The sequence below is a fragment of the Shewanella sp. 4t3-1-2LB genome (assembly GCF_017368415.1).
GTDB classification, from domain to species: Bacteria; Pseudomonadota; Gammaproteobacteria; order Enterobacterales; family Shewanellaceae; genus Shewanella; species Shewanella fodinae.
The window spans coordinates 1-304 of record NZ_JAFNJD010000160.1; the positions used below are offsets into that span (position 1 = coordinate 1).

General features: G+C 42.1%; 1 pseudogene. It reads left to right on the forward strand.

Annotation, left to right across the window (positions count from 1 at the left end):
• Positions 1 to 304 (forward strand): annotated as a pseudogene (locus J3L11_RS19110) (diguanylate cyclase); the annotation flags it as partial.

The following is a 304-nucleotide window of genomic DNA, read 5'->3' on the forward strand; positions in this document are numbered from 1 at the left end:
CATATCAAAGCATTATTCATAACCAAAGTGCTATGGAGCATCTGCTTAGCCTCGGCTGTGCCAAATTGGCAGAAATACGTGAAACATCACTTCAAGCCGGTGGGTTAGTTGTTGCTGCCTCAGTAAGGCATGCACATAGCATTGCAAAAATTTTGGTTGAAAAATTCAATCAATCGATCGCTATTGCTACATATTTGGACGAAAAGCCCATAGAAGAAATCGAGCGATTTAGATGCTCTAACACTCAGTGGATTATCAGCGTTGGAATGGTGAGTGAAGGCACCGATATTCCTAGACTTCAGGT